General features: G+C 40.8%; 19 protein-coding genes. 12 read left to right on the plus strand and 7 right to left on the minus strand.

From position 1 onward, the window contains the following. Positions 1 to 145 precede the first annotated feature (145 nt). From ACN0T8_RS01295 to ACN0T8_RS01330, 8 genes are all read left to right on the plus strand, one after another. On the plus strand, positions 146 to 340 hold the full coding sequence (locus ACN0T8_RS01295; protein WP_417878874.1) for a hypothetical protein: 195 nt from the start codon (positions 146 to 148) through the stop codon (positions 338 to 340). A 190-nt stretch (positions 341 to 530) separates the two neighbouring features. After that, the gene (locus tag ACN0T8_RS01300) at positions 531 to 1940 is read left to right on the plus strand and encodes a YcjX family protein (protein WP_417878875.1); all 1410 of its coding nucleotides are present in this window, start codon (positions 531 to 533) and stop codon (positions 1938 to 1940) included. Further along, positions 1937 to 3052, plus strand: a complete 1116-nt coding sequence (locus tag ACN0T8_RS01305; RefSeq protein WP_417878876.1) for a YcjF family protein — start codon at positions 1937 to 1939, stop codon at positions 3050 to 3052. Before ACN0T8_RS01300 ends, ACN0T8_RS01305 begins: the two co-directional genes overlap by 4 nt. A gap of 171 nt (positions 3053 to 3223) precedes the next feature. Next, on the plus strand, positions 3224 to 4846 hold the full coding sequence (gene tyrR, locus ACN0T8_RS01310) for a transcriptional regulator TyrR (RefSeq protein WP_417878877.1): 1623 nt from the start codon (positions 3224 to 3226) through the stop codon (positions 4844 to 4846). A gap of 89 nt (positions 4847 to 4935) precedes the next feature. Further along, entirely contained in the window at positions 4936 to 5412 is a 477-nt protein-coding gene (locus ACN0T8_RS01315; protein ID WP_417878878.1) for a DUF2947 domain-containing protein, read from the plus strand. 155 nt (positions 5413 to 5567) lie between these two features. Continuing rightward, entirely contained in the window at positions 5568 to 5783 is a 216-nt protein-coding gene (locus ACN0T8_RS01320; protein WP_417878879.1) for a DUF4177 domain-containing protein, read from the plus strand. Between the two features lie 20 nt (positions 5784 to 5803). Beyond that, positions 5804 to 6010, plus strand: a complete 207-nt coding sequence (yidD, locus tag ACN0T8_RS01325; RefSeq protein ID WP_417878880.1) for a membrane protein insertion efficiency factor YidD — start codon at positions 5804 to 5806, stop codon at positions 6008 to 6010. Further along, positions 6010 to 6402 carry a hypothetical protein gene (locus tag ACN0T8_RS01330; RefSeq protein ID WP_417878881.1) on the plus strand — a complete coding sequence of 131 codons (393 nt, stop codon included), beginning with the start codon at positions 6010 to 6012 and terminating at the stop codon, positions 6400 to 6402. Before yidD ends, ACN0T8_RS01330 begins: the two co-directional genes overlap by 1 nt. A 60-nt stretch (positions 6403 to 6462) precedes the next feature. Here the strand turns inward: ACN0T8_RS01330 and ACN0T8_RS01335 are convergent, their stop codons facing one another. Together ACN0T8_RS01335 and ACN0T8_RS01340 are read right to left on the minus strand one after the other, a co-directional pair. Then, on the minus strand, positions 6463 to 7032 hold the full coding sequence (locus tag ACN0T8_RS01335; protein ID WP_417878882.1) for a PhnA domain-containing protein: 570 nt from the start codon (positions 7030 to 7032) through the stop codon (positions 6463 to 6465). A gap of 237 nt (positions 7033 to 7269) precedes the next feature. Next, positions 7270 to 7482: a hypothetical protein gene (locus ACN0T8_RS01340; RefSeq protein WP_417878883.1), complete on the minus strand. Its 213-nt coding sequence runs from the start codon at positions 7480 to 7482 to the stop codon at positions 7270 to 7272. Positions 7483 to 7634: 152 nt separating this feature from the next. On the opposite strand from ACN0T8_RS01340, the gene ACN0T8_RS01345 reads away from it, so the two are divergent. Then, positions 7635 to 7835, plus strand: coding sequence for a YtxH domain-containing protein (locus ACN0T8_RS01345; protein ID WP_417878884.1), 201 nt, complete (start codon positions 7635 to 7637; stop codon positions 7833 to 7835). Between the two features lie 74 nt (positions 7836 to 7909). On the opposite strand, the gene ACN0T8_RS01350 is transcribed toward ACN0T8_RS01345, so the two are convergent. Then, positions 7910 to 8728 (minus strand): phosphate ABC transporter substrate-binding protein, encoded by an 819-nt coding sequence (locus ACN0T8_RS01350; RefSeq protein WP_417878885.1) that lies wholly within the window; start codon positions 8726 to 8728, stop codon positions 7910 to 7912. A 440-nt stretch (positions 8729 to 9168) separates the two neighbouring features. On the opposite strand from ACN0T8_RS01350, the gene ACN0T8_RS01355 reads away from it, so the two are divergent. Next, positions 9169 to 9534, plus strand: coding sequence for a DUF3024 domain-containing protein (locus ACN0T8_RS01355; protein ID WP_417878886.1), 366 nt, complete (start codon positions 9169 to 9171; stop codon positions 9532 to 9534). Between the two features lie 85 nt (positions 9535 to 9619). Here ACN0T8_RS01355 and rnb read toward each other — a convergent pair whose 3' ends face one another. After that, a complete protein-coding gene (gene rnb / locus ACN0T8_RS01360) occupies positions 9620 to 11650 on the minus strand; it encodes an exoribonuclease II (RefSeq protein WP_417878887.1) in 2031 nt (676 codons plus the stop codon). Between the two features lie 413 nt (positions 11651 to 12063). Between rnb and ACN0T8_RS01365 the strand changes: the two genes are divergently transcribed. Both ACN0T8_RS01365 and ACN0T8_RS01370 read left to right on the plus strand, forming a co-directional pair. Further along, entirely contained in the window at positions 12064 to 13911 is a 1848-nt protein-coding gene (locus ACN0T8_RS01365) for a DEAD/DEAH box helicase (protein WP_417878888.1), read from the plus strand. A gap of 274 nt (positions 13912 to 14185) precedes the next feature. Next, positions 14186 to 15382 carry an acetate/propionate family kinase gene (locus tag ACN0T8_RS01370; RefSeq protein WP_417878889.1) on the plus strand — a complete coding sequence of 399 codons (1197 nt, stop codon included), beginning with the start codon at positions 14186 to 14188 and terminating at the stop codon, positions 15380 to 15382. A 129-nt stretch (positions 15383 to 15511) separates the two neighbouring features. On the opposite strand, the gene ACN0T8_RS01375 is transcribed toward ACN0T8_RS01370, so the two are convergent. From ACN0T8_RS01375 to ACN0T8_RS01385, 3 genes are all read right to left on the minus strand, one after another. Then, a complete protein-coding gene (locus tag ACN0T8_RS01375) occupies positions 15512 to 17104 on the minus strand; it encodes an ABC-F family ATPase (RefSeq protein ID WP_417879473.1) in 1593 nt (530 codons plus the stop codon). 271 nt (positions 17105 to 17375) lie between these two features. Further along, positions 17376 to 18563, minus strand: a complete 1188-nt coding sequence (gene manA / locus ACN0T8_RS01380; protein WP_417878890.1) for a mannose-6-phosphate isomerase, class I — start codon at positions 18561 to 18563, stop codon at positions 17376 to 17378. A 131-nt stretch (positions 18564 to 18694) separates the two neighbouring features. Continuing rightward, entirely contained in the window at positions 18695 to 20587 is a 1893-nt protein-coding gene (locus ACN0T8_RS01385; RefSeq protein ID WP_417878891.1) for a PTS fructose transporter subunit IIABC, read from the minus strand. Positions 20588 to 20781: the final 194 nt, after the last annotated feature.

The following is a 20781-nucleotide window of genomic DNA, read 5'->3' on the forward strand; positions in this document are numbered from 1 at the left end:
TAAGGCGTTGCGTAGTGCGAGTGCGCTACGCTCGGTATTATTTTTTCGAATGAGATTATTTTAACTTATCAGCAAAATTTTTCTGACTAATGGCGTTAAATTGATTATAGTTTCAGTATAACAGGCTGAATATTTAGGAGATTTTATGCCACGTTTTGTAAAAATTTTGCAGATATTGATTGCTGTAGTGGTGGGTGGTTACGTTGGTATCCAGATGATCCTGCATGGTATTGCGATTTTTGACACAAGTAACAACTGGTTTGCAGTGATGACAGTGGTACTTGGCTTATTACTAGAGCTATCTTTATTTATTATCTACAAATTGATAGAAGAAGATTAACTGATATTTAAATTGAATCGTTAAAATTCATAAAAGCTCGTATTGTTGAGATACGGGCCTTTTATTTTTTGTACATTTTTTCTTGGAACTTCTCTTTTGGGTAAAGATGAAGTCAATGTAAGCGGCTGAAGATATTGATTTTAACGAAATATGATATGCTTTAATCATACTTTGGTATGTGGAGTGGTAAATGAAAATCAAACAAGAAGTAAATGATTTAGTTAAACGTAGCTTAGATCGGCACTTACGTCTCGCGGTGACAGGGCTTTCACGTGCGGGTAAAACGGCTTTTATCACTTCATTGGTTAATCAGCTTTTAAATAGCTCAACTCAAGATAACTTACCGCTATTTGAGCCTAGCCGTAATAATCAATTACTTGGTGCGAAGCGTATTCCACAAACAAATTTAATGGTGCCAAGATTTGACTACGATCTTACCATTGAGCAAGTGAATTCAACCCCTCCCAAATGGCCAGTGCCTACTCGTGATGTGAGTGAAATTCGTCTTGCGATTCGTTTTAAGCCGAAAAAAGGCGCACGACGTTTACTTAAAAGTACTTCAACATTGTATCTCGATATTGTCGATTACCCTGGCGAATGGTTACTCGATCTTCCGTTATTGGATATGAGCTTTGAGCAATGGTCACAAAGTCAGCTTGAATTATTAAGAGGCGAAAAAGCGGGTAGTGAGTTACGTTCGAAACTGGCGAAAGAATGGTTATTGAAGTTGAATCATTTCGATAGTCTTGCAACCGCCAATGAAAATCGTGTTGCTGAACTAGCCAGATCTTATACCGACTACCTACACGCTTGTAAGGATGCAGGTTTGCATTGGGTTCAACCGGGTCGTTTTGTTCTACCGGGTGAACTGGTTGGCGCGCCAGTGTTGCAATTCTTCCCAGTTGAATTAGACATGGATGAACATGGCAAACCGCTAAAAGAAATTAAGCGAAATTCAGCTTATGCAATGTTGCGATCTCGCTTTAATGAATATAAAAAGAAAATCGTCAAAAGCTTTTATCAAGAGCACTTTGCGTCATTCGATCGACAAATCGTGCTGGTGGATTGCTTGCAGCCTTTAAACTCTGGATATGATTCTTTCATGGACATGAGTGGAGCCATTAGCCAATTGATGCAAAGTTTTAAGTACGGTCGTAACTCGATATTAAAGCGTTTGTTCTCAGCCAAGATAGACAAAGTGATGTTTGCAGCCACCAAAGCTGATCACGTCACACCAGATCAACACGCCAATATGGTGTCTTTGCTGCAACAACTGGTACATGAAGCTTGGCAGCATGTGTCTTATGAAGGCATTGATATGGAATGTGTCAGCCTTGCTTCAATTCAAGCTACTATGCCCGGTTATGCTTCGTCTGGTGATAAGACTTTCCAAGCAGTTAAAGGCACCACTCTGGAAGAAGAAACGCTGACTTTATTTCCCGGCGAAGTGCCGCCAAAACTGCCACAAAAAGATTACTGGCGGGGTAATGGTTTCGAGTTCTATGAATTTAGGCCATTAAAAATACCTTATGACCAAGCATTACCTCATATTCGTATGGATAAGGTGTTGCAGTTCTTGTTAGGGGATAAATTACGATGAGCGATTACAAAAATAAAATCATCTTCAATAGTGATAAAGAGAGCGAAGCACAGCAAGATAAAGCTAAGTCTTTCGAATCAAAATTAGACTACCAACAAGAAACATTGGATGCGTTAAATTCAGATCCTGCCTACAAAAAAGTGGGTGCAAAAGTGAAATTTGATGACGCCACTGAATTTGTGCCTATGTCGCAAGCTCAGTTAGATGTGGCTGAAGAGACAAGAGTAGAAGATCAAATGGTCAGAATCATTCGTCCTCGCTCGAAAAAACGATGGTTAATGACTGGTGGTGTACTTGGTTTTTCCGGCCTAGTCGGTTGGCAAAGCGTGCATAATGTGCTGCAAGCCTACCAACAATCGGATTGGCTAACACTTGGCTGGACAGGTTTTATCGCAGCATTAGCATCACTTGGTATTGGCGCGACGGTCAAAGAGTTATGGAAACTACGTAGACTACGTAAACAACTAAGTAGTCAAGAGCTGGCAATGGACTTAATTCATTCGCATAAAACCGGTAATGCAAAACCGTTTTGTGAAGATCTTGCTTCGCAGGCAGGTGTGACCCTTGAACATGCTGGTTATGACCGCTGGGTAAAAATAGTGAACGATAACCATAACGATGCCGATGTCATTGAGCTATATGATGACATGGTGATTGCACTGCAAGACAAGCAGGCAAAAAAAGTCGTTGCCAGTTATTCAACTGAATCTGCGGTGTTGGTCGCGTTGAGTCCACTTGCGATTGCCGACATGCTACTGGTCGCTTGGCGTAACTTCAAAATGATTGATGAACTAGGAAAAATCTACGGTGTTGAACTCGGTTACTGGTCTCGTATTCGCTTGCTTAAACTTGTGTTCATCAACATGGCGGCAGCAGGCGTAAGTGAACTGGCGGTGGATGTTGGCACTAACATGATGTCGCTAAGCGTTGCAGGCAAGATTTCAACTCGTGCCGCGCAAGGGATTGGCGTTGGTCTGCTTACTGGGCGCTTAGGAATAAAAGCGATGGCGTTACTTCGTCCTCTGCCGTGGCGTAAAGATAAAGCAGTGCGGTTGGGTGAAATTCGTAAGCTTGTAATTGGGCGAGTGATAGGAAAAACCGAGCATAAATAGTCGTATTAATAAACCAACCAAGTTACCCCCCCCCAAACAACCTCAAATATTTAAAAAACCTTAGGGCTTAGATAACAGAATCTAGCCCTAATCATCTAATTTCTTGACGAAATACATCGCTTCCTACACACTACTGTCAACTTTTCGTGACACCTTTTCAGGAATAGAGCCGTGCGTTTAGAAGTCCTTTGCCAAGACCGCCTTGGTCTTACTCGTGAACTGCTAGATATCCTAGTTTCTAAAAATATCGACTTACGTGGTATTGAGTTAAGTACTCGTGGCATTCACGTTGGCGATCCCGGGATCATCTATTTAAATTGCCCTGATGTGGAGTTTGGAACTTTTAGTCGTTTGATGGCGCAAATTCGTCAAATCGAAGGCGTGACTGATGTTCGCAAAATTCCATTTATGCCAAGTGAGCGAGAAAGCACAGAGCTAAATGCCATTCTAGATACACTGCCTGATCCGGTCATTTCGATAAATCTGAAAGGGGATATTGAAATGGCGAATTTCTGCGCGCTGGCGCTGTTTAAAGTGACCGTTCAAGAAATTCAGACCTACAGTATTTTTCACTACATCCCAAAACTAAAATCTGCGCCTTGGTTTAAAGCATTAGCCAGCGGAGAAGTAAAACCTAAGCAAGGTAAGTTTGATGAAGGTTTACTGCGCTATCGCGATAAGATCACCATTGAAGGCTTAAACTATCTAATGGATGTGATGCCGGTAATGATCCACAGTGATTCGGGCGAAGCGATTCTTGCCAGTGCTGTGATCATGCTAAAACCTATCGTGCATTCAGAAACAAAACTAACGGCTATACCAGATTACAACCCATTAGGCTTTGAGCATTTTGTTGGCGTGTCCAATCATCATCAACGTTTGATTTCTCAGGCGAAAAAATTAGCCATGCTAGATCAACCATTATTGATTGAAGGTGAGACGGGTACAGGCAAAGAAATGCTGGCTCGCGCTTGTCATAATCGCTCTCATCGCTCCAATGAACCATTCTTAGTGTTAAGCTGTGCTTCTATGCCAGATGATGCGGCAGAAACCGAATTGTTTGGTAATGCACCGGGCGCGTTTAATAATGATATTGGTCATAAAGGTATTTTTGAACAAGCCGATAAAGGCACGGTTTTTCTTGATGAAATAGGCGAGATGAGCCCACATTTACAGATCAAACTATTACGTTTCTTACAAGATGGTTCATTCCGCCGAGTAGGTGAAGAAAATGAAATGCACGTCGATGTGCGCGTAATTGCTTCAACCAAACAAACGTTGTCACAACTCACCCAATCAGGCTCATTTCGTGAAGATTTGTACTACCGTTTAAACGTATTGAATTTAAGCATTCCATCTTTACGTGAACGTAGCAGTGACGTATTGCCGTTGGTGGATATGTTTGTCGCCAAATATGCTCAGCAGCTTGGCTTAAAAGTGCCTAGTTATGATGAACAACTTATCGAGCAACTTACCTTATATCCTTGGCCGGGTAACACTCGCCAGCTAGAAAATTCAGTGCTGCGCGCAATGACCCAACTTGATGATGATGTATTGAAGTTTGAACACTTCCAACTGCCAACACTGCAAGCAAGCCGTTCTGCATTTGAAACACAATCGGAGAGCTTTACGCTAGATGGTTCGCTTGATGAGATGATGCGTAAGCATGAAGCGCAAATTTTAGAGCGTTTATACCAATCATTCCCATCAAGTCGCAAGTTAGCAAAACGCTTGGAAGTGTCACATACCTCGATAGCTAACAAGCTACGTGATTATGGAATTCGAAAATCGTAATGAAATAATCTAGAACAATTAAAAAAGAAACTAGCAGTAATAAATGGCTGGTTGAAAGACCAATAAGAAATTAAACAAAGCGAGTTACTATGTCGTATACACCTTTGGATCAATACCAAAGAAAGTGGATTTTCACTCATCAATCTCTTCCTGTTCTAGAAGAAGATTTAGTGCATATCAAACCGATTTCTCAGCAGCGTGCTGCGCAGTTATGGATTGAAAATATCAGCAAACAAAGCCCAGATGCCGACCGTTTAAGCTCTGGCGACTGGCCAAGTAAAGCAAGTAATTGGTCTGATGAAGTCAATTGGTCTACTGCTTGGGATGCTGATGAACCTGAACTGCCTCAAGCAATCCTAGATCATATCGATTGGCAAGATGACGTAACGGTTTACTTCTGCTACGAAAAATACAACATCATCGAAACCAAGTGGGCAATTTTCAAAAAGCATTGGAAGAATTTCTTATTCTTCGATGATGGCCCGATTCTAATAGGCCGCCGACGCTCTGAAGCTTTATGGTTCAATACTAATGGTACAGTAAAGTTAGGCCAACGTACTGAGTAAAAAATAAAACCTATAAAAGACTGAAGCTGCCAATATGGCTTTATGGTGTTTGGCGTTAGCTCTAATCTCTGCATCATAAACATGGAATGTTCGTCTTGATATACTTATTTTTTTATGTAACATTATGTTTTTAATAAAAAATATGGTTATAAAAAATGACGAAATTTACAGAATATAAAGTGGTTAACATTGTAGAAGGTGGTTGTGGAACAATCCTACTAGGTGCAAGTGGTTTGCCTGTGCAAAAAATGGAAGCAGAACTCAACAAATATGCACAAGATGGTTGGAAAGTTGTATTTCAAGTCGTTGAACAAAAACGTTTTATGCTCTTTTGGAAGCGTGAGGCTGTGATTATCACTCTTGGGCGCTAAGTTTGCTTAGGTATATCTCTTTGACATTGATTCATCGCTATCAAGCTAGTGGTGGTTCAAAGCATCTGCTGAATATTGAATGTAATTTTGAGCCTACTTGCTCTGAATATACAAAACAATGCATTTTAAAGTATGGAGCTATAAAAGGTTGGAAACTAGGTTTAGCAAGAATTAAGCGCTGTAACCAACCAGATCTCATTGAAAAAATATATGATGAGGTGCCTTAATGCGCTTATTTGATCCAATTGAACAATTAGAAAAAAATGAAGAATTACTGAGAAATCAGGTAAGTTCTCTACCTGAAAGCCAAAAAAAAGAATTCTATGGACTACAATCTCAAAAGCTTAAGGACCCTGACACCTATGCTACGTTGAACTGGTTTTTTCTAGGTGGATTTCACCACTGTTATCTAGGTAAATATGCGTTGTTTATATTGGAGTTGATCTTGCTAACCGTAAGCATTATTGGCTTAATTTTAGGACATTCAAGCGCATTTATTATCTTATCATTACTCGTAATTTATGAGCTTCCTCAACTATTTTTTTCACAGAAGATTGTTAGACAACACAACTATAAATTGTCCTGTGAAATCTTTAATGACGTACGACGAAGAACTTAAATAAAACTGCCGCTTCAGAATGAAGCGGCAGTTTTATTGATTCAGTAATATTGGTAGTAATTACTTCTTACGGCAGTACTCTGCGATGATGTACATTGATTGGCCGTTTGCTTTACCAGACACCAATTTAGGGTCATCTGATAAGCTGATACCGCGTACGACAGTACCTTGCTTGATTACTTGAGAAGAACCTTTGATTGGTAGATCTTTAATGATGGTCACGTCGTCGCCTTTTTTCAACTCAACACCGTTTACATCACGTGGTTTTTCTTCATCATCATCCATACCAATTTCGGCCCAATTCTTGACCTCATCTTCCATGTACATCATATCAAGCAATTCATTGGCCCACGTTTCGCCTTTACGAGAAAGGTGGGTCAGTTGACGCCATGCTAGAACTTGTACTTGTGGTACTTGGCTCCACATGCTGTCGTTAAGACAACGCCAGTGGTTTACATCCATGTCTTCTGGGGACTCAATTTGTGCGCGACAAGTATCACAAAGCATTGCTGCGTAATCGACTGTGATTTGAGTTTGTGGCGCAACAGCCAAAGGTGCTAATGAAGAAGTTGAAGAGCAAAGTTCACATTTCGATTCGCAACGTTCAAGTAGCGTAGCTTCTATAGACATAATGTTTACCTAATTTGGTCAGGGTTTAATTTTGAGCCGCTATTATCCATGTTATCCATAGAATTTAAAGGGGAATGTTTATTTTAGGCCATTTTCTGACGTATATATCCAAAGTAATTAGAGTTGAAGTGAAGCGACAAGAATATGAAGTTACATGAACTAACTTCTCTATTCGATTGGTGGGAATGAATGTCGCCAACAAAGCTGTAGCCTCAAGTACAATAAGTATAGGTTGGTTTATATTTGAAATATTTTAGCTAAGGTTAGTTTCTCTTGTTCGGTTAATATGGGAGACGAAAAGTCGTGTATCGCTTCCATTTCATCTAGGAGTTGTTGAATTTTCGTGAGCTGTTTTGGGGTCATCTCTACCATGCGTTCGATAATATTATCAAGTTGATCGGATGCGGAATTTTGCGTGATTTGAGCTTGATTTAACATTGGAGTTTCCATTAAGTCTATCCTTAAATTCGATATTATTTGAGAGTGTCGAGAAATATAACCAAAACGACCGACTGATAAGACTTATATCAACAATCATGGACGGATTGTTTAATTTGTGTAAAATTGGCGCGAAATATTCCATTGGAATGAGAAAGAGCAATATGAGTAAGTTAGTTTTTTGGATAGTATTGATTGGCGTTGGCGTTGGCGTTGGTATCGGTATTAATTACCAAGATGAAATTTTAGATATTTTGAATATGCGCGATATGGAAAATCTTTATGATCACATTGAAGATGCTGCGGATAACATTAAAAACGGTACGGATTCCTTATCGGATACCATTAGTGAATTAGCTGAATAACTCAAATAGTTTTAGCAACCTGTTGACCCCAAATAGCCCGCATTGATTGCGGGCTATTTTGTTGGATGACTAATTTAGTGTTTAACGGCGGTATAACCATAACTTTCGATAAGTTGTTGTCCTTGATTAGATAGTACGTAATTTAAAAATTTCTCTGCACGTTCTTCTAAGTGATCTTTTTTATAAATGATCAAGAAAGGGCGCGCTAACTTGTATTTACCGTTGGCAATATTTTTTTGCGTCGGTTTAATGCCTTCTAATTCCACCGCTTTAATTGAACGATCAATTGACCCCATTGAAACAAATCCGATGGCTTGTGGGTTGTTATTAATCAGTGTTTTCATCATACCATTGCTGTTTACAACTAAACTTTTAGCATTGATGTTAGAAACACTTTGTCCATTGATAACTTTGGTTAAACCTAGTTGCGTTTCAAAACTATAACGTGAGCCAGATGATGCTTCGCGAGTGACCACTGCAATAGCTTGATCTGGACCACCAACTTCTTTCCAGTTATTGATTTCACCTAGGTAAATTTTAGCCAGTTGATCTCGTGTTAGGCTTTGTACTGGGTTTTGAATATTTGTGGCAATCGCAATACCATCATGAGCAATCGGTACAATAGCAATTTGTTCGTTCGCTTCTGCTTCTGTTAGGTAACGAGAACTCATACCAAAATCTGCCACGCCTTTTTCAGCAAGTACAATCCCCGCAGTAGAATCCGCACCTTGTACAGCAATATAATCTTCTGGATACTCTTTATTATACTTCTCTGCGAGTACATCCATAACACGGGTGACAGAGGTGGAACCTGAGAGTACGATTTGTTTAGCTTGGACGACAGAAACAAATAGTACTGAAGATAATAGGGTAACCAGTAAAGCTCGAAACATGTAGTTCTCCAATATTATTAACGGCAATAAAGCTTGCAATCATTCTATGTCGTTTATGTGACAGTATTGTGACTAAAATACTCCAATACTCTCTATGTATACCCAAGTAACTTCAAGATGTTAGTTTCAGAAAGAATAAAACAAGCTTTAGGCAAGGCAAATTGAATATGATCATAGTGATTCTATCTCTGTTCAATTTAACGCAGCATAAAGCTTGTTTTAACTTGCCCTTCGGGAGCTTCATTCAAACCTCTTCTTTTTATAAGAGATGGGCCGCGTCAGATTGCTTTGAAAGGTGCTTCATTCCTTCGCCCATCTTCCTTACCTAAAGGTTTGGATGAGAGCTCTGAATTCTGCATCTTGCAGTCACTTGGGTATAGTTAAGGTTAAAATAACGTGAAATTCTGATGATTGATTTATACTCATAGTGGAGGTCTACTATGTTGAATGAATTAGATTGGCGTCGATTACTTAAGCGTTGTGAACAACTTTGTCATTATCGAAATGGTAGTGTGCCTGTCGGTCAAGGGAAAGCTTGTTTTGATCGTGATGAAGCAACTAAAGTTTTGATTTTTTCTAACGCGGTGTTTTCCGTTGATTCACTGCATTGTAGCCACACTATTGAAGTCGCTAAATTAGATTACGACGAAAACCATGAAATGTGGGAGCTGTATATTAATAGTGCTGAAGATGCATCTCTGGCCGAGCCTGAATGGCTGCCACATCCGGTTCATTTTGCTCATGCTAATCCGATGATCTTATTATCGGTTATCGAAAAAGATGCGGAAGAATGTATCTGGCGGTAGGAGTTTCTAATAAAACATATCAAGCAAGAAAAAGGCTACCGTATAACAAATGGGTAGCCTTTAGTTTTTCGATTAGCGCATCCAATTATTCAGAAGCAGCTTCGTCTTGAGTTGGGTCAACAGACTCTGGCAGTGGTGCAAATTTCTGAGTAGGTATTGCTAAGATATTACGGTTATCGATACTTACCTTTAACAAGCTAACTTCAATCACATCCCCAAGTTTAAATTCAAGGTTACCGTCAATTTCGATAGTGCCTAAATCACGGGATGCAGAAATGCGTTCTTTATTATCGATAATTTTAGAACAAGGAATAAAGACCGCTGCGCCATTTTCTAGTAAACGCGCGCGAGCTCCAGCGCGATTAATATCAAAGATTTCGGCTTGGTATTTAGTGCCTTTTTCTGGTTCATTGATTAGCGTACGAGCGTATAGCCAATCTGAGACATTACGCTCGGCCATACTATGATAGCGGCGGCAAAGTGATAACTCAGCCCCAACGGTTTCATCAGGAGTTTGCACTGGCGCTTTACCTAAAATGAGCGCTTTCAACATACGGTGGTTGATCATGTCACCGTATTTGCGAATTGGTGAAGTCCAAGTGGCGTAAATATCTAATCCCATTGCAAAGTGTTGTTCGGGTTTATGATTAATTTCACTATAGGCTTGGAATTTACGAATACGGTTGTCTAGGTATTTTTCATTTTGAGCAGTTAACCAACGGCGTAGGGCGCTGAAACCTTTTAGTGTCACAATACTTTCTTCAGTAAATGGTAGTTGATTTTCTGGATTAATCAGTGAAAGCACTTCTTTTACTTTATCTTCTTTAAAGCCTGCGTGAGTGTTGAAAATTCCGGATTCGAATTTCTCTTTCAGCACTGTACCGGCGCAGATGTTAGCAGTGATCATTGATTCTTCAACTAACTTGTTCGCAGTACGGCGCATGTCAGCGTGAATCGCAATAACATCGTTATCTTCACTCAGTTCAAAGCGGTAGTCTGGACGGTCTGGGAAAACTACCGCATTGTTTTGACGCCATTCATTGCGCACTTGTGCAAATTTATGCAGAGTAGACACAACGTTAGCAATGGTTTCATCCGGTTGCCATTCCGCACAGGTGCCGGTTTCTAGCCAGTCTGAAACATGGTCATAAACAAGGCGAGAATGCGATTTGATGTTCGCTGCGAAGAACTGGATATCATCACCAATTATGCCATCTTTGCCCACAATGACGCTACAACATAGAGCAGCACGCCGTTCATCTTGCTTCAGTGAACATAAATCATCAGCTAGATCACGTGGTAGCATTGGAATGTTGCGTCCTGGAAGATAGATTGTGAAGCCGCGCTTTCTTGCTACCGCATCCATATCTGAATCCGGTGTGATGTAGGCGGTAGGATCAGCAATCGCAATAGTTAGCTTGAAATCACCGTTATCTAATTGCTCCGCATAAAGGGCATCGTCCATATCTTTTGTTGATGCGCCATCAATTGTTACAAATGGCGTCTCTGTCAGATCAATGCGCTCTAACGCTTCATCATCTTTGAGTTCCCACTCTTGGCCTTTTTCGAGTCCTTGTGGTTCACAATTAGGCAAATCATTTTGTGCTAGAGTTACCCACCAAGGCGCAATTTTGTCATCGGCATCGGTGATTTTTTCTGAGATCTCCACAAAGAAATTATCTTTGTCAGAATTTTTATCAAGAGGATGGTCAACAAGATGAGCGACAACCCAGTCACCGTCTTTTAGCGTTTCAGGGTTCACTCCTTTACGCGCTTTCGCTTTTAAAGAAAGTTTTTTTAGTTGCGGATGATCAGGAATGACATTTAAGCGACCTTTGAATAACTTAATGCGGGCAATAAAACGGGTAAGAGATGCTTCAACTAGCTCATCTGGTTCTGCGCTTTCTTTATCATTTTCAGAGCGAATAATCGCGATAACTTTGTCACCATGGATACATTTTTTCATAGAAGCGGGTGGGATGAAATAACTTGTTTTACTATCCACTTCTAAAAAACCGAATGCTTTATCGGTTGCTTTTACCGTCCCTTCTTTTTTAGGCAGGTTATCTTTCATTTGTTGTTTAAGTTGAGCGAGTAACGGATTATCTGAAAACATAGAAAAATTCTTTATGGGTTTTTGAGGGGTTTATTCTGGTGACACTATAATGATTGCACCAATGGATTACCACTGTATTACTTTAAACAAAGTTAAATATGGTTTTAAAGTTGTTGCGGTTTGTGTTGAATAATTAAAATTTAACCTTGGTATCGGCTATAAGTATAAAAATATAGAGATGGGGATTTTTATAAGATTTGACCTGATTAGAACAAAAGTGTGATGAAATTCAATTTTCTCTGGATTTTTTTGTGATCTTAAGGCAGAATGCGCCTCCCTTAATGATGTCCCGAAACAGCTTAAGGCGTTTTCTACCTAGTCCATGATATGTATGGATATTAGATGTTAGGGTAGGTATTAGAGGTAGTAGAGCTTAATGGGACCGAAATTTTCCTTAAATAAGTAGGAACCCCATGTCAGAAAATCAAATCAAATTCGTCGATCTTGATCTAAACGAAAACCTTCTATCTGCACTGAACTCTATGGGCTTTGAAACCCCAACCCCAATTCAAGCTGCATCGATTCCTTTCCTTTTAGAAGGTAAAGATGCACTAGGTAAAGCACAAACTGGTACTGGTAAAACAGCCGCGTTTTCTTTACCTGTTCTAAATAAAATCGACCTAGGCCAACACAAGCCACAAGCCATTGTTATGGCACCAACTCGTGAGCTTGCGATTCAAGTCGCAGCAGAAATCAAAACGTTGGGTCAAAAAATTAAAGGCTTAAAAGTAATCGAAATCTACGGTGGTGCTTCTATCGTGGATCAAATGCGTGCACTTAAAAATGGCTCACACATTGTTGTGGGTACACCTGGTCGTGTCAAAGATTTAATTAATCGTCGCACTCTTCATCTTGATGAAGTGAAAACTTTCGTTCTTGATGAAGCCGATGAAATGCTAAAAATGGGCTTTGTTGATGATGTAACTTGGATCATGGAGCAAGCGCCAGAAACCGCACAACGCGTACTATTCTCTGCAACTATGCCTCCGATGGTTAAAACCATTGTGGACCGTTTCCTACGTAACCCAGCTCGCGTTGACGTTGCTGGTGAAAACCGTACTGTTGCTAAAGTTGAGCAACAATACTGGGTAGTGAAAGGCGTAGAAAAAGACGAAGCAATGACTCGTCTACTTGAAACTGAAGATACAGATGCTTCAATCGTATTCGTTCGTACTCGTCAAGATACTGAGCGTCTATCTGATTGGTTATCTGCACGCGGATTTAAATCTGCAGCATTGCACGGTGATATCCCCCAAGCACAACGTGAACGTACGGTTGATAACATCAAACGTGGCGTAATTGATATCCTAGTGGCAACGGACGTTGTTGCTCGTGGTCTTGATGTTCCACGTATTACTCACGTATTTAACTACGATATCCCATTTGATACTGAATCATACATCCACCGTATTGGCCGTACTGGCCGTGCTGGACGTACTGGTAAAGCAGTATTGTTGGTTCGTACAAATCAAATTCGTATGCTTCGCACTATTGAGCGTGTGACTAAATCAAGCATGGAAGAAATCCAACTTCCTAACCGCGATAAAGTTGCTGAAGCTCGTCTCGTTAAGCTAAGTGCTGAACTAGAAGCTGAAAAAACAAATAACTCAATTGCAAACTTTGCTGAGTTAATTGAAAAACTTCAAGCGTCTTTAGAGGTGGATGCAGCAACACTTGCAGCAATTCTTCTTCAACGCCAACAAGGTAAGCGTCCATTATTCTACACTGGTCCCGATCCAATGATCGAAGCGATTGAGCGTGATAATAAGCGTCGTAAAGAACGTCGTGAAAATCCTCGTGACGGCGGTCGTTCATTCGGCGGCACTAAGCAAGATTGGGACACTTACCAATTGCAAGTTGGCCGTGATAGTGGTGTTCAAGTAAAAGATATCGTAGGCGCCCTTGCTAACGAACTTGGTTTAACTAAGCATTCAATCGGTGCAATCAAACTTGCTCAAGGTCATACGTTTGTTCAGCTACCTAAAGCAATGACTTCAGAAGTAGCTGGTAAACTTAAGAAGTTACGTATTCGTCAGAAAGAAGTTGGCGCAGTTGTGTGTGATTTTGATGACTTTCGTGAATCACGTGGTCCGCGTTCTGGTGGTCCTCGTCGTGATGGTGGTGGTTTCCGTGGTCGTGGTGGTGAAGGCCACCGTGGACGTCGTGAAGGTGGTTCTGGTAATGGTGAACGTCGTTTCGACCGTAACCGTGGCCCGAAGCCCGCTGGTAAGCCAGCAGCACGCGGTAACCGTGAAGGTTAAGTTTGATAACTTTTTAAGTTAAAAATACTAAAGCCGAGATAGCATTCGTTATCTCGGCTTTTTTACGTTTCTTTTTCAGGCCCTCTAATATTTGCGGTTTAATTTAATGTCCAAAAGAAATTATCCTTTGTTTTAGATCAAGCCAATTATTTCTCATTACTGAAACCATCAAAATAAAGTTGAAAGATTAAAAAAATATTGAATAATGTAATGAAACTTACACGCAAACTATAATATAGTGTAGATATCTACAGACCGCACAAAAGAGAAACTCATGTCAAAACAATACGTATTAGTAATCAACTCGGGCAGTTCTTCATTAAAGTTCGCTGTTATTGACTCTCAAACAGGCGAGGCTCCTTTAACAGGTTTAGGGGAATGTTTCGGCTTACCCGAAGCTGAAATCAGTTGGAAATATCAGGGAGAGAAAACCGTTGAAGCAATTTCTGCTGACGGTAACCATCATCAATACGCTTTTGAGCGAGTAGTGAAACTACTCGAGACTTTAAGTTTGAGTTCAAAATTTGTAGCCGTCGGTCACCGTATTGTTGCTGGTGGCGAGACTTTTAAAGGCACTGTGAAGGTAGATGAAAGCGTTATTCAGGAAGTTGATCGCCTTGCTGAATTAGCTCCTCTACACAATAAAGCAAACGCAGAAGGGATGCGAGCTGCGATGACAGCATTCCCTTCTCTACCTCAATTCGCAATTTTTGATACTGCTTTCCACCAAACCATGCCAGCGAAAGCCTTTATGTACGCACTTCCGTACGAACTTTACGAAGAACATAAAGTGCGTCGTTACGGTGCTCATGGTACAAGTCATTACTACGTAAGCCGTGAAGCTGCGAAAATGTTAGATAAACCGCTTGGAGAAAGCAGTTTTATCACCGTGCATTTGGGTAACGGTGCATCAGTGAGTGCAGTTAAAAATGGCCAATGTGTTGATACCAGTATGGGGTTAACTCCCTTAGCCGGCTTAATGATGGGCACTCGTTGTGGTGACCTCGACCCAAGTGTTATCGAGTTTCTTTTCCGTAAAGGTTGGGAAAAAGACGAAGTGTTCGAAATGATGAACAAAAAGTCAGGTTTCCTTGGAGTGTCAGGTGTGACAAGTGACGCGCGAGGTGTACTAGAAGAAATGGAAGCGGGTAATACACGTGCTAAATTGGCGTTTGATATATTCACTTATCGCGTTGCGAAATATATTGCTTCTTATCTGGTTGCACTTGACTCATTAGATGCTATCGTTTTTACTGGTGGTATTGGTGAAAACTCATTGCCAATTCGCCGTGAAATCTTGAACAACTTAAAACTGTTAGGGTTTGTTGAAGATGAAAAAGGTAACGAAGACGCAAGATTTGGCAACGCAGGCCTTATTGCAACATCTGAGTTGCTAGGTGCGAAAGCACTGGTTATTCCAACTAATGAAGAGTTTGTGATTGCTCAAGAATCTGTTGCTTTAATGAAGTAATATTTACGGTTGTTGCCCTTTAAAAATCAGCAGCTTTAGGTTCCAAGATTGAGCCAACAAAAAGCGGAATGTAATAAAAAAGCGAGTTGTTGAGGCTCGCTTTTGTGTATTTAGTCTTTAATTTATTGTTTAAGCTGTCGCGGCACGCGCTTTTAATAGCTCATCGTAAGTACCACGGAAATCATGGATTTTACCATCGCGGATTTCAAGAATACGAGTGGCTAATGATGATACGAATTGGCGATCGTGTGATACGAAGAATAAGGTACCTTTGTAGTTTTCAAGCGCTAAGTTCAAAGATTCGATTGATTCCATATCCATGTGGTTGGTTGGTTCATCCATCAACAACATGTTTGGTTTGTGCATCATTAATTTACCAAGCAGCATACGACCTTGTTCACCACCAGAAAGCACTTGAACACGTTTCTTGATGTCATCTTGACCAAAAAGCATACGACCTAGGAAACTACGAACGACTTGTTCGTCATCACCTTCTTGACGCCATTGTGCCATCCAATCAAACACTGTTAGATCTTCTGAAAATTCATGAGCATGATCTTGAGCGTAGTACCCAATATTTGAGTTTTCAGACCATTTGTAGCTACCAGTTTTAGGCTCTAAAGCACCGGCTAGTGTATTTAGTAGGGTGGTTTTACCCACGCCATTTTCACCGATAATCGCAACACGTTCACCCACTTCAAAAATTGCATTGAAGTCAGAGTAGAGCGTGGTTTCAAAACCTTGTGATAAGTTTTCTATTTCTAATGCGTTACGGAACAATTCTTTTGATTGCTCGAATCGAATAAATGGGTTTTGACGGCTAGAGGCTTTCACTTCTTCTAACTGAATTTTATCAATTTGCTTAGCACGAGAAGTTGCTTGCTTCGCTTTTGAGGCGTTCGCCGAGAAACGAGATACGAAGGTTTGTAGCTCAGCGATTTGTGCTTTTTTCTTCGCGTTATCAGATAATAAACGCTCACGAGCTTGAGTCGCTGCGAACATGTAATCATCGTAGTTGCCAGGGTAGACACGTAGCTCACCGTAGTCGATATCTGCCATGTGCGTACACACTTCATTTAAGAAGTGACGGTCGTGCGAGATAATGATCATGGTGCAGTTACGTTGGTTTAATGTATCTTCCAGCCAGCGAATGGTATCCATGTCCAAGTTGTTGGTGGGTTCATCAAGTAACATGATGTTTGGATCGGCAAATAATATCTGTGCCAAAAGAACACGTAGTTTCCAACCCGGAGCTATTTCGCTCATTGGGCCCCAATGTTGTTCGGTTGGAATGCCTACTGATAATAATAAGTCACCTGCACGAGCTTCTGCGGTATAACCATCCATTTCTGCAAATTGAGTTTCAAGGTCGGCTACTTTCATGCCATCTTCTTCGCTCATTTCAGCTAAAGAGTAGATGCGGTCACGTTCAACTTTGATTTCCCAAAGTTCTTTATGGCCCATGATAACCGTATCGATAACCGTAAATTCTTCGTAAGCAAACTGATCCTGATTCAATTTTGCAACGCGTTCATTAGGGTCAACACTCACATTACCAGAGCTAGGTTCAAGTTCACCACTTAAGATCTTCATTAAGGTTGATTTACCACAGCCGTTCGCACCAATCAGGCCGTAACGGTTACCGTCACCAAATTTAACAGAGATGTTTTCGAATAGGGGTTTAGCACCAAATTGCATGGTGATGTTCGCTGTACTTAAGATAACGGCATTCCTCTGATCTAAAAGCAATTATATAGGAGACTTAGCGTATTGATTTTCTACGCATATTAAGCCTATATTCCTATTATTAATTGGGTTAATTGTTACTTTTATCTACGGCGAAAGTTTTGTTGTTCATAATGACGCCACAGATTGTGAATTAGCGCGCATTATAGACGATTCATTACTTATGTGATACCCGTCAAATTTAAATAAAAAGCGCAAAGGGCTATCGAGTATAGTGCACTTTGCGCTTTTGTATTGGGACAATAAATTAATTATACGCTCTAGCAAAATGCCCAGAGCTTAAAACTTTATATTCTCCTGTTGAACATGGAATAAAGGCGGATTGACCTTTAGTTAGCATCAAAATATCACCGCTGTTATGGGTCAATGTGACATCCGCATCAATCGCAAAAATGATTTCCGCACTGTCACAAGTTAAGTTAGCTTCGCATTCATAGACACTAAACTTGAAATCATCAACTGGAATTGGGTAGCGTTTGGTATTTTTTTCTTCAATAGGAGCAAGAAGAATTTCATCATTAGGTTTTGGTTTACAAATCGTGTTGGCAACCAGTTCCGGCACATCCATATATTTTGGTGTTAAACCTGCGCGTAGTACGTTGTCTGAGTTCGCCATGATTTCTAAGCCAGTGCCTTTAATGTAAGCATGTGGAGTACACGCATCAAGGAACATTGCTTCACCTGGTTTTAATGTGATCACATGCAGCATCAGTGGAGCAAATAAACCGACATCACCTGGGTACTGTTTTTCTAGTTCAATTAGTAGGTCAGCGAGCTCGTTGCCTTTGTACTCTTGTGCGTAGGCTATTAGTGCTTGAATCGAAGAATCTTTTGCTTCATCGGTTAAGGACAAAATAGCTTCGAAAAACTGGCTCAAACCAGATTCGGTTTGATTGGTTTTTAATGCCTCAACTTGTGCTTGTAGAGCAGGGGCGTTCACCGTTTCAAACAGATGAATGATATCTTTAAAATCTCGGAAACCATTCATTGCTTGATAGGGCGTTAATGCGTAGACCAACTCAGGTTTATGGTTTGGATCTTTGTAGTTACGGTTCGCCGCGTTTAAATCAATTCCCGCTTGGTTTTCTTTTTCAAAGCCAATTTCTGCTGCTTGTTTACTTGGATGAACTTGAATCGATAGGGCTTTTTCTGCGGCCAAAACTTTAAATAGGTAAGGCAGTTCATTAAAACGCGTTTCAGTACGTTCGCCTAATATTGTGGTTTTGTCTTGCTCAATGACACTATCTAAACGGACGAAATTATCGTTTAGTTCTATTTGAGAACATCCATTAGGGTGTGCACCCATCCAGATTTCAGCTTGTGGCTTGCTCTCAGGGTTTGGAATATCGAATAATTGTTGAATAGAAGACGTGCTGCCCCATGCATAATCTTGAATCACGTTCTGCATGAGTAAAAATGGAGGAAGAGCTTTCATAATAATCCCTTACGACTATACCCAAGATTCTTAAATCGCATTGAGTACAAAAAGTTAAATTTTTGGAAAAAGCAATGCAGGCATTATAGCCTGCATTGAATTAAAAATGTTCAGAACTTAGTAACTTCTGACTAAGCTGTTGCCATTTTTGCTTGGCGCATTTTTTTCAATGTCACACACACAACGGCGGTTACCACGGCACCTGTTGCCATACATAGAAGCGCTAAGAATGGTTTATTCATTGCACCGAGTAGGGCAACCACTGGGCCACCGTGAGCCACGCTGTTAGTAATGCCAAATGAGAATGCCATTACTGCGCCAACCATAGAGCCAAGTACGTTTGCTGGGATTACTGATAGTGGATCTTGCGCAGCAAATGGAATTGCACCTTCAGAGATACCAACTAAACCCATTGCACCGGCAGCTTTACCTGCTTCGATTTCGCTGTCTTCAAAAATACCAAACTTACGACCAATAACGGTTGCTAGAGCCATACCTAGAGGAGCGATTGGAATAGCCACAGCCATTGCGCCCATGAATTGAGTTTGGCCGCTAGCAATCATGCCGACAGAGAATAGGAAGGCAACCTTGTTGAATGGACCCCCCATATCAAAGCCTGCCATACCACCAAGAACAATACCCAGTAGAACGACATTACCCGTGCTCATTTCAGTTAGTACTGCGTTTAGCCACTGCATTAGGTCAGCAATTGGTGCGCCAATAACAAAAATAAACAGTGAAGCAATAAATACCGTACCCAAGATTGGAGCAATCATGATAGGTACAAGTGGCGCGATCATTTTGTGGTATTCACGTTGCGCGATAAAGCGAACAAAGTAACCGACTAACAGACCGGCAATGATGGCACCAATAAAGCCAGTACCAGCATCTGCGCCATAGAAAGAGCCATTATTGGCAATCCAACCGCCAATGAAACCAGGAGCAAGTGCTGCACGATCACCAATGGCATAAGCAATATAGCCTGCAAGAATTGGGATCATTAAAGTAAAGGCAACCACACCGACATTTAATACTTGGTTCCATAAACTACCATCTGGAATTTGCATGCCATTTGGCGTTGGCTCACCGCCAATTGCTAATGAAAGGGCGATCATCAAGCCACCAGTTACCACAAATGGGATCATGTGTGATACGCCATTCATAAGGTAACGGTAAAGGTTTGAGCGGCCCGAATTGGCAGCAGATTTTTCTTCTTTGGTATTACTGCTCGCATCGGCTTGATAAGGCGCTGCATCGAGTGCTTGTTGGATAACGCCCTTACCATTACTGATCGGTGCTTTTACTCCAGTTTGAATCAGCTTTTTACCGTTAAAGCGAACCATATCAACTTGCTTATCACAACTTACTACGATGGCAACTGCTCGGTCGATTTCTTCTTGAGTTGGCGCATTTTTAACACCAATCGAACCATTGGTTTCGACTTTAATTTCGTAACCCATTTCAGCCGCGGCTTTTTCCAAACCTTCAGCAGCTAAGTAGGTGTGTGCAATCCCCGCAGGGCAACCTGTTACACCAATGATTAAGCCTTTATCCACGGCAACCGTGTTTTCAATTTCTTTCTTTTCAAGTAGTAAAGCTAAAGCCGCTTCCGATGATTCAGCTTTGAAAAATGATTCAATAAAACCGTCTTCAATTAATTTTGATGATAATTCTGCTAATACTTCGATATGATGATCAGCGCCGCCATCTGGAGATGCGATCATGAAGAATAGTTTAGAATCTTCACCATCTTCAGCTCCATACTCAATACCAGAACGGCTGATACCAATGGCTACCGCCGGTTCTGCTACCGCTGCACTTTTTGCATGCGGAATCGCCACACCTTCTTCAAAACCCGTGTTACCAATATCTTCACGAGCATAAATATCTTGCAAAAATTGTGCTTTATCGCTGAGCTTTCCTTGAGCATCTAAAATTGCCACCATTTCATTGAACACTTCGTCCTTGGTGGTCGCTTTTAGATCTAAGCAGATTAGTTTCGCATTAATCAACTGGGTAATCATGGCAGTACCTATTATTAGTATTGATGTATTGTTGATATGAATTGTTGGACATTTACTAAAGAAAGAATAGTGCATATAAGTGGCATTTACTGGATTATTGTAACCACAAAAATTGTTTGTGATCCCAATCACTGGTAAATTAAGTGGTGTTATATAGCGTATACACTCACTAAATAATCTAAGGCTGCTGTACT

The organism is Vibrio sp. (assembly GCF_048266485.1).
Lineage (GTDB): Bacteria > Pseudomonadota > Gammaproteobacteria > Enterobacterales > Vibrionaceae > Vibrio.

Bases quoted from the DNA above. Each gene is read 5' to 3' on its own strand.
- ACN0T8_RS01345 (WP_417878884.1), top strand. From the start codon at position 7,635: ATGAGTAAGTTAGTTTTTTGGATAGTATTGATTGGCGTTGGCGTTGGC.
- rnb (WP_417878887.1), bottom strand. From the start codon at position 11,650: ATGTTTTCAGATAATCCGTTACTCGCTCAACTTAAACAACAAATGAAA.
- ACN0T8_RS01300 (WP_417878875.1), top strand. From the start codon at position 531: ATGAAAATCAAACAAGAAGTAAATGATTTAGTTAAACGTAGCTTAGAT.
- ACN0T8_RS01385 (WP_417878891.1), bottom strand. From the start codon at position 20,587: ATGATTACCCAGTTGATTAATGCGAAACTAATCTGCTTAGATCTAAAA.
- ACN0T8_RS01305 (WP_417878876.1), top strand. From the start codon at position 1,937: ATGAGCGATTACAAAAATAAAATCATCTTCAATAGTGATAAAGAGAGC.
- ACN0T8_RS01355 (WP_417878886.1), top strand. From the start codon at position 9,169: ATGTTGAATGAATTAGATTGGCGTCGATTACTTAAGCGTTGTGAACAA.
- ACN0T8_RS01365 (WP_417878888.1), top strand. From the start codon at position 12,064: ATGTCAGAAAATCAAATCAAATTCGTCGATCTTGATCTAAACGAAAAC.
- ACN0T8_RS01330 (WP_417878881.1), top strand. From the start codon at position 6,010: ATGCGCTTATTTGATCCAATTGAACAATTAGAAAAAAATGAAGAATTA.
- ACN0T8_RS01320 (WP_417878879.1), top strand. From the start codon at position 5,568: ATGACGAAATTTACAGAATATAAAGTGGTTAACATTGTAGAAGGTGGT.
- ACN0T8_RS01315 (WP_417878878.1), top strand. From the start codon at position 4,936: ATGTCGTATACACCTTTGGATCAATACCAAAGAAAGTGGATTTTCACT.
- ACN0T8_RS01350 (WP_417878885.1), bottom strand. From the start codon at position 8,728: ATGTTTCGAGCTTTACTGGTTACCCTATTATCTTCAGTACTATTTGTT.
- manA (WP_417878890.1), bottom strand. From the start codon at position 18,563: ATGAAAGCTCTTCCTCCATTTTTACTCATGCAGAACGTGATTCAAGAT.
- ACN0T8_RS01295 (WP_417878874.1), top strand. From the start codon at position 146: ATGCCACGTTTTGTAAAAATTTTGCAGATATTGATTGCTGTAGTGGTG.
- ACN0T8_RS01335 (WP_417878882.1), bottom strand. From the start codon at position 7,032: ATGTCTATAGAAGCTACGCTACTTGAACGTTGCGAATCGAAATGTGAA.
- ACN0T8_RS01370 (WP_417878889.1), top strand. From the start codon at position 14,186: ATGTCAAAACAATACGTATTAGTAATCAACTCGGGCAGTTCTTCATTA.
- ACN0T8_RS01340 (WP_417878883.1), bottom strand. From the start codon at position 7,482: ATGGAAACTCCAATGTTAAATCAAGCTCAAATCACGCAAAATTCCGCA.